8 protein-coding genes and 1 other annotated feature are annotated in these 8534 nt (G+C 38.1%); all 8 genes read right to left on the bottom strand.

Translation table 11 applies throughout. The features are described from left to right. Positions 1 to 126 precede the first annotated feature (126 nt). Positions 127 to 467, bottom strand: a binding site (T-box leader). A 45-nt stretch (positions 468 to 512) separates the two neighbouring features. The 8 genes from PLH43_RS12160 to PLH43_RS12125 all read right to left on the bottom strand — a co-directional run bounded on the left by PLH43_RS12160 (position 513) and on the right by PLH43_RS12125 (position 8433). Next, complete coding sequence (locus PLH43_RS12160; protein ID WP_324363485.1) at positions 513 to 1091, bottom strand: GNAT family protein; 579 nt, start codon at positions 1089 to 1091, stop codon at positions 513 to 515. A 22-nt stretch (positions 1092 to 1113) separates the two neighbouring features. Continuing rightward, positions 1114 to 2118 carry a hypothetical protein gene (locus PLH43_RS12155; protein WP_324363483.1) on the bottom strand — a complete coding sequence of 335 codons (1005 nt, stop codon included), beginning with the start codon at positions 2116 to 2118 and terminating at the stop codon, positions 1114 to 1116. Next, complete coding sequence (locus tag PLH43_RS12150; RefSeq protein ID WP_324363481.1) at positions 2115 to 3452, bottom strand: radical SAM protein; 1338 nt, start codon at positions 3450 to 3452, stop codon at positions 2115 to 2117. Before PLH43_RS12150 ends, PLH43_RS12155 begins: the two co-directional genes overlap by 4 nt. Continuing rightward, positions 3449 to 5152: a hypothetical protein gene (locus tag PLH43_RS12145; protein WP_324363479.1), complete on the bottom strand. Its 1704-nt coding sequence runs from the start codon at positions 5150 to 5152 to the stop codon at positions 3449 to 3451. The genes PLH43_RS12150 and PLH43_RS12145 overlap by 4 nt, the downstream gene beginning before the upstream one ends. Before the next feature lie 182 nt (positions 5153 to 5334). Next, positions 5335 to 6354, bottom strand: coding sequence for an NAD-dependent epimerase (locus PLH43_RS12140; RefSeq protein ID WP_324363477.1), 1020 nt, complete (start codon positions 6352 to 6354; stop codon positions 5335 to 5337). A 187-nt stretch (positions 6355 to 6541) separates the two neighbouring features. After that, positions 6542 to 6952 carry a GNAT family N-acetyltransferase gene (locus PLH43_RS12135; protein WP_324363475.1) on the bottom strand — a complete coding sequence of 137 codons (411 nt, stop codon included), beginning with the start codon at positions 6950 to 6952 and terminating at the stop codon, positions 6542 to 6544. 491 nt (positions 6953 to 7443) lie between these two features. Continuing rightward, complete coding sequence (locus PLH43_RS12130; RefSeq protein ID WP_324363473.1) at positions 7444 to 7788, bottom strand: hypothetical protein; 345 nt, start codon at positions 7786 to 7788, stop codon at positions 7444 to 7446. 150 nt (positions 7789 to 7938) lie between these two features. Beyond that, on the bottom strand, positions 7939 to 8433 hold the full coding sequence (locus PLH43_RS12125; RefSeq protein ID WP_324363471.1) for a hypothetical protein: 495 nt from the start codon (positions 8431 to 8433) through the stop codon (positions 7939 to 7941). Between the last annotated feature and the right edge of the window lie 101 nt (positions 8434 to 8534).

Below are 8534 nucleotides of genomic sequence, written 5' to 3'. Positions count from 1 at the left end.
TTTTAGCGTGGTTATGGGCTCTTTTTCCCTCTTCTAACTGCAAAATTCAGGATAACATTCCTCCTATAATCCCAGTTTTTTAAACTTATGAAAACTAAAAAAGCTTTCACCTCATAACATATATATGTTAGAGACGAAAGCCATTTCTTTCCGCGGTACCACTCTTTTTGGTATATAAAAATACCCACTCTCCGGCATCGAAATAGAATCCTGTTTACCAATATAGGCTCGGGACATCGAATCCCTTTGTTTTTGACTCTTTCATTGCATTCCAAGATACCAAGTCAATGCCTTCTCGTTGTAACGGCGAGAAACCCGTTCGCACCTACTTGCCGCAAAAAACTTTTACAGCTTTCAGCCGACTGCTCAAAGGCGAGCTCGCAATCTGCCCCGTGTACTGTTTTGCAGCAACCAACAGCTCTCTGGAACACGTCATAGCAGTGCTTTCTCCTCATCAACGCATTTAACCATTTTTGATAATATGTTATCAAATTAAATTTCCACTGTCAAGATTAATTCTGTCGATATTCACAAACATCATCTTTTACAATTGCATACTGCTTCAAGTCCCAAAATCTGCCCTTTGCAAACATTCTTTGACGCAACAGCCCTTCGTATATCATTCCTGCTTTTTGCATTACCTTTCCCGAGGCTTCATTTTCGGGAATATGAACTGCCTCAACCCTGTTTAGTCCCATTTCTTCAAAAGCAAAACGGATTATGCGCTTTACCGCTTCGGTCATTATACCCTTTCCCCAATATTCTTTAGACAGGGCATACCCTACTGTTCCACAGAAATTTACTTTGTCAAGCTCCACAAACCCAATACTTCCGATTATCCGGCCGGTTTCCTTAAGCTCAATACCCCATTCTCCAATGTCACCCTTGTTATAACGTTCAATATTCCAATTGATAAATGCCCTGGCGTCCTCTATGGACTTGTGCGGCTCCCACGTCACATATCTGGACACCTCCGGGTCCTTTGCATATTCAAATATATCCCTGTCATCGGAAATCATAAGCTTTCTTAAGAGAAGTCTTTCTGTCTCCAATACCGGATTATACAAACGTATATGTGATGTCCCGCTCATTAATTTACGTCACTCCTTACAATCAATTTCCTTTCGCTTCAAGTATAATCCTTGCACCGTTGAGAGCAATATTAAGTATATTTTTGCAACTGTCTATCTTTGTATGATATCCTGATGTCTTCGTCGTATTCTGGCGAATAACAATTACCTCCGCTTCTTCGTCTTGTTGAAATTCTACAATAACACGGTCCGAACCAACACTTTTACCTTTAGGAATTTTATATACAAACTCTTGAAGCCCAAATCCTGATTTTGCAGGTATAACGCAATAGAAATAAGGATAATCTGCTCCCTCCACGACATTTATATTTATCTGCGCCTGAACACCATAGAATTCTGCCGGCATACCGTCAAAAGAAATATTAAAACGCGCATCTTTGGGTATGCTTTTTCCTTTACTGTTCCTAGCAAGCAGCAATGCAGGCTTAAAATGTTCTCCTTCTTTCTTAATAGCCCCGAAGTACTCTTCCATCCTTTGTATAATATCAATTTTTATCCTTAGTTTCTTTTGTTTGAAAACCTCTCGTGTTCCGTTAAACCATATGGGCACCAAAACTATAATCGTATCGGTCATCAAAATCTTTCCCGTCTGATAATATCCCGGATTAGACATCATAATTTTTGAGATTATAATCAAACCGAAAATACAAAATATAAATGCAAAGATTCCTAATCCATTGGTTATATCAAAAGCATCTTTATCCCACTTTGATATTGAATCATCAAGTTTTCTAATTTCATTGATACGCTCCATATCAACCGTCGTCCAATTCTTATCGTTTTTAAAGCCGGTGAGCTTCTTATGACTGTCAATCCCGCGAACCAGGCTCAAAATCGTCGCACAAATTAAAAAAACAGCTCCAAACCAGGGATTCATCGTAATAAACTGAATTGCAAAGCCAACAGCTATGAGCAGTAAATATATAGTTATTCTAGTTGAATATGGCAAGTTGGTTAATACATAAAATTTTAAACTATCCTGTTCTTCCGGAGATGGAAAGCCCGGTATATGAATCCAGTTACTCATACTGTACTCCTTTCTTTGCATAGACCGAAGGACTTCCATGCACTATGGAGCTCCTCGTATCCGTGTATATTGAAATATAAGGGACAGGCTCCCTGACATACATCGAAATGCTTGCAGCCTTTGCATTCTTCAGGCGCCGCTTGCTTGTCCCGTATCCATTTGGACCGTTTTTTTGACCATACAGCCTCAAAGCCTTCTTCCAATAAATTTCCCATAGGCTCCGACCAGCTTGAGCATGGCAGCATATTGCCTTCTGGGTCAACAGAAAGCAATCCTTCGCAGGCACTGCACCCTTTATTGCCAAGACCTGTCGGAATAGGATTAAACAAGCATAACGGAGTTGGAGAATACCACATAAATTTAACACCGAGCATCGAGGCTTTTTTTCGTATCTCTTCTACTATTTCGCCGATATCACTATAACGAATGGTCAATTCATCGTCACCGCCTCTGCCGGCAGGTATAACCAGATTGGCGGAAAACCTGTCCGAACCGATTTCTTTGCAAAATTCCGGATATTCCATGGCAGATTTTCGGTTTAGCTTGCAAATTGTAAAATGAGGGTGAACCAAAACTCCCGCTGCTTTAAGAGCTTTATATCCCGATACCGAAGCCTCATGGGAACCCGTTACCCCAGTAATTAAATCATGTTCCGGTGCATATGGAGATTCAATGCTGACCTGTGCCGACGAAAGACCCGCCTTTGCAAGCTCCTTGGCTTTCTTTGGAGTTATCAGCGTACCGTTTGTTATAAGATTAACCCTCATCCCATTAACTTTTGAAGCATATTTTATTAGCTCGGGAAGATTTTTATTAAGAAGCGGTTCTCCTCCCGTAAAGGATACACTGGGCACCTCAGCCTCATACCGGATAATATCAAGAACCTTTTTAAAGCCTTCCTTGTCAAGCTCCCTGCTCCTTTTTGCCCCAGTACAGCCGGCATAACAAAAACGGCATTTTATATTGCAGGCATATGTGAGCGCAACCTCCGACAAAACGGGAAGCTCGATATATCCTTTGGAAAATTCAACCCTGTGCACGGCAGCTGTTCTGTAATTCTCACAGACTTCATTATTCCACATTCGTAAAAAATCTACAAAGAAACGCTCCAACTGCGTCTCGGTTTCTTTTGCATCGGGGCGGACCTTAACAAAATCATACACCGAACCACCCTTTAAAATGTGGTCGATAATCCGCGCTCCGGTGGTATTAAGCTTAAACGCCTCATTGGGCATACGAATAAGAACATTATCTCTAAGCCGGATATAAACATACGGCTTTATTCGTGCTAAAAACTCATCAACCCATGCCAATTTCTTCTCATCTTTCGTCATCTTGCACCCCCGCTCACGCAAGCCGAGTGACAAGCAGAATGACACGCTGAGTGGCAGGCCGAATGACAAGCCGAGTGGCAGGCCGAATGGCATGCATCATGACATGCTGAGTGGCATGCCGAATGACATGCAAAAGCACCCGCGTTAGAACCCGCCACCGAATCAAACGAAAAATTGTCCGAATAATACGATACCGACTCCTCATATCTCCTATGACGATTTCTGTCATGGCTGTATGTCAAACCACTGTAGTAATAATACCAATATGGCCATGTGTCAATATACTCTTCCTCAATATGCTCCTTATCCATACCTTGTTCCGAATTTGCATTTTGGTCCTTTAATGCTTCGGACATCTTGTCGGCATAGTACTTGCGGGTGGCCTCTATGTCGCAGTCCCATGTTTTTTGCTGCACATTATCAATAAGCTTTTGTATTATACTTTCTATTTCCTTTTCGTCAATCTCCCCGTCTATTGCAGCTTCATACATCATTAATTCATATTCATTTAAAAACGATGACGGATTATCATGTTCTATGCGGCGCACCCGTAGGGGTTCTACGGAAATCTCCTCGAGGAATCCCTGTTCTACAAGCTTTGACAGGATAACCGAAATAATCCTCTTGTAAGGAATTCCTATTATAAGTGCTATTTCAACTGCATCCAGTCCTGTAGCAACAGTACCGTCCTTTCTAAACGAAGCTATTTCTAGCTGTGGAGGTTCCCAATCATACCTTGCCCATTGAACCTGAGATAAAGTATTCTGCGCTTGGACCACAGAACGGTACTTCCTCCCCATCACGATGTAAATTCCTGCAAAAAGGCCGATTAGAATTATTAACAGAACTTTCCTGCCCTCAGTTCCATTGTCCATACGCATAGGATACCTGTCCAAATCTTCTTTATACCGGTTTTCGGGCTGATTCTCAAAGTCATCTATCGGAGTATCTATACCCTTTGAAGTGTCCAGATTAAAAATACCCTCCGTAATGTACTGCTTAATCCTAAACTTGTCTTTTGGCCCTAAGTTTTCCTTGTGAAGCAGCACCTGCACCCTTGGGGTCCCGTTCAGTACTTTAACCCGGTAGTCAATAAGATATTCCTCATTCATCCACTTTTCCGTAGCAAAATTATTCTCGAGAAGGAAGCTTTCAACTTCTTCCCTTGTGCCGGATTCCTTCGGAAAAGCCAAAGGATAATTTATTGTAACAGTATAATGCTCCATTGCTTCATCCCATTCGGTAGGAGCCCAGTCAAACACCACAAGTTTTCGTCCGTCTTCGGCAGTGGTTTTTTTCAAATATCCGGCCGCAGCCATGTCGGCAGCAAAACGAAATTTGTAGGTAAGGTATTCTCCTCCCAGCCTTTTATTGCCTGAATTTATAATGTCATAATAGCCGTCGCCGAGGCTTACTATATCGATAGGATAAGAATTGTTGTTGTCAGTTATAACCCATGCATTATCTTTGTCAAAGACAGGACTAAGCTTGTCAAACCCTGACATGGTAAAAGCCAGCATAGTCTTTCCCGGTAGCAGATTATATCGAACGGTATAGGATACAATAGCTTTGCCATCCGGCTGCAAAATAACATCGGCTTCAACAAAACCGAGATTGGCAATGCTCGATGCCTCCACCCTGACATTTGCCGGTATAATCAAAACAAGCAAAATTGAAAAAAACACTATTAATCTTCTCATATAAACCCCTTTTTATCTGCATAAATATTTATGCGTATTTTTAAAACACCAATTTTATTATCCCTTGAAAAACCGCCTTAAAAAATTAAAAGTTTATAATAATATTATTTTAACTTATTTTATGCCATTTGTCTCATTAATTTTTTTGATAGGGGTTTACAATATCTCTTATTTTGATTATATTAAACTTCTGCTTTGTAATATTCCTTATACCAATTAACAAATTTCTGAAGCCCTTCTTCAATACTTGTGGACGGTTTGAAATTTACATCCCTTTCAAGATCGGAAATATCCGCATAGGTTCTTGGCACATCTCCGGGTTGCAGGTCTAAATATACTTTCTTTGCCGGCTTACCGAGAATCGACTCTAAAACATTGATGAAATTCATTAAAGGAACAGGATTGTTGTTGCCAATATTATAGATTTTGTACGGTGCAAAACTGGTGCTTATGTCATCTTTAGTTTCATCCCAGTCTTTATTTGGCACCGGAATTCTATCAATCAGCCTGACAATCCCGTCTACGATATCGTCAATGTAAGTAAAATCCCTTTCCATCTTGCCGTGATTGAATACTTTAATTGGCTTACCGCTTAAAATATCTTTTGTGAATGAGAAATACGCCATATCCGGCCTTCCCCAAGGACCGTATACGGTAAAAAACCTCAACCCCGTTGTAGGTATGCCAAAAAGATGGCTGTAGGTATGGGCCAACAATTCATTGGACTTTTTTGTGGCTGCATATAAAGACACAGGATGATCTACATTATGGCTGGTAGAAAAGGGTGAGACTTTGTTTCCGCCATATACCGAACTCGATGAAGCATAGATAAGATGCTTCACAGGGTATTTTCGGCACGCTTCGAGAATATTCACAAATCCCACTAAATTTGAATCTACATAGGCATAGGGATTCTCAATAGAATAACGCACCCCCGCTTGTGCCGCAAGATTGATAACATAGGTTGGCCTATAGGTTTCAAAGATATGGTCCACTGCCTTTTTGTCTTTAATATCGACTTTGTGAAATACAAAGTTTTTATCTTCACTTAGCAATTTCAGACGGTCTTTTTTTAATTGGATATCATAATATTCGTTTAAATTGTCTATTCCTAAGACATTGCAGCCCTCTTTGAGCAAACGTTGTACCAAGTGAAAACCGATAAAGCCTGCTGCACCGGTGACTAATATTATCCCTTCCATTAGTTCGTCCCCTTTGCATTGAAAGTTAATATTATGAAGATAAGACATGTTTGATGGTTTATTGCGTCTTAGCTACATAATATTAATATGCAAAGGGTTTATTTTCGGTTACCGGTTATCATGCCAAGTCTCACAAAGCTGTATGAGCCAGTATTTGTCCGTCATTGTTATCCTATTATTGTCATCATTAAATGTTTTTAATAAACAATATTTCAAGAGCTTCATTTTCAAGCAATAAACATCCGGCATCCTTATAACCCTGTTTTCTATAAAAAAACTGTGCCTGTTCATTTGACAATGATGATGTCATAACCCTTGTATATCCCTTTTCCTTCATAGCTTTTTCCCAAAACGAAACAGCTTTTGAACCCAGGCCTTTTTGTCTATAGTCTTCATCAAAATACAACATGTTCATAAATGGCGTGTTGTCCCAAAAGTAATTATATCTCAGCCACCCTACTATACTGTCATCAACACGAATTGCAATTATCTCTTTATCTTTAATCTTTTTTTCAAGCATTTCTTTACTTATATATTTGTCATTCTTCAACAAATATTCCATATCTGCAAATTCAGCATAGTCTATGGTTATTTTCATAAAATCACCCTGTAATTTTTCTTGCTAAACCTTTATAACCGAAGTTTCAAAATAAACCTCAGAAAGTATTTAAGTCTGATCCTTCCCTTTTTAAAAAGTCATTTATGCACAGACAACTCGATTATTTGATAATATACTGATTTATTCATTATAAAACCACAAGATGTGCAAACTTCGCATAGTTCTTCAGTCTTTCTCATTTTATCCCCGCAATGTACACAGAAAAATCTCCCCAACTGTTTGCTCTCATTCTTCGTAAATTCCATATTATTGACTTTATCGCTTTTAGCAGCTTCGATAAAATAATTACTTATATTTTTTGAAAAATAGCAATTTCCATATTCACAATAATACTCTTCATTTTTTAGCTGCAATAAACCTTTACAATATGGACACTTCATGATATATGCCTCTTTCATCCGAACAAAAGCCAAGTAAAGCTTTTATAACAAATCCTAATAAACTCTAAAAATCTTCATCTAATACTTTTATCAAAATCTATAACCGCAATTCGGACATTCTTTATCATTTACATTGCGTTTGCTAAAGCAAATTGGGCATTCATCCTTATTTGCTTTTGAAGTTTCATAATCTATGTGCAAATCATGCATATCATTATTCTTTTCAACATAATATTCTTCAACATAATCTCTTCCGTCATCAATAAACCAAAGAATATAACCACATTTATTACATATATAGTTTATTGCGCTTTCATTTAGCCAATCAAGTTTTAGAAATGTCATACCTCTGGTAGTAAGCAAAGTATTTCTTCTGCTAAATTCTTTACCTTTACAAATCGGACATACCAATTCATAACCGTTTAGCTTTAACATCGATTGGTCCCTCCCTATACTAATATTACGTTAATATATATTTTATAATTTAAAGATTTTCCTCTACGTCTTTTGTACCATATATATTATCCTTGAAAATCAAAAAACACACATACCACGCCATTATTAATCTATACAACCTGTCCACTCTTATGAATTTATGTACTTTGCCATAGATTTAAATATAAATTTCCTATTAGCCCACAACAAGCATAAAGAAACGACAATCGCCAAAATATTACCCATTGTAAAAAGCCAGTTATGTTTATACCACTTGTAGAAAAAGTTAATAACATTAGACCAATGCCATGGAAATAGCTTAATACTATTCATTCTAAGCACTCGAAAAAATCCCTTGTCTACAAGGTCAGGCAAAGCTCCTCCTAAAAAACAGAAAAAAACCGCACTTCGAAATTCTTTTTTTACAAATATTATTGCTAAGAAAAATAAAGCAAATGAAATAAATACATCCATCATCGTAGTAATAGGATAGTCATGGGGAACCAAATCCATAACTCCATGCATAATTATATTACTTATAAAACCTAATCCTAGGTATTTTAAAGTTTTATCAGATTTAACTATCTTTTTGGAAATTACCGGAGAGGTTGAAACGCTAAACACTGTATGAAAAATCAAATTCACTTTTTTACCCCCTTAATTTAAATTCGTTATTACATATCTGTAAGCGTAAAACCGGCCCGAACATGGTATCCCTAACTTTAAAGCAGTACAATTATAAAAAA

It is taken from the genome of Acetivibrio sp., from assembly GCF_035371925.1.
GTDB lineage: Bacteria > Bacillota > Clostridia > Acetivibrionales > Acetivibrionaceae > Hungateiclostridium.
The sequence above is the reverse complement of the archived record's forward strand: the minus strand, read 5'-3'. Positions and strand labels throughout refer to the sequence as shown.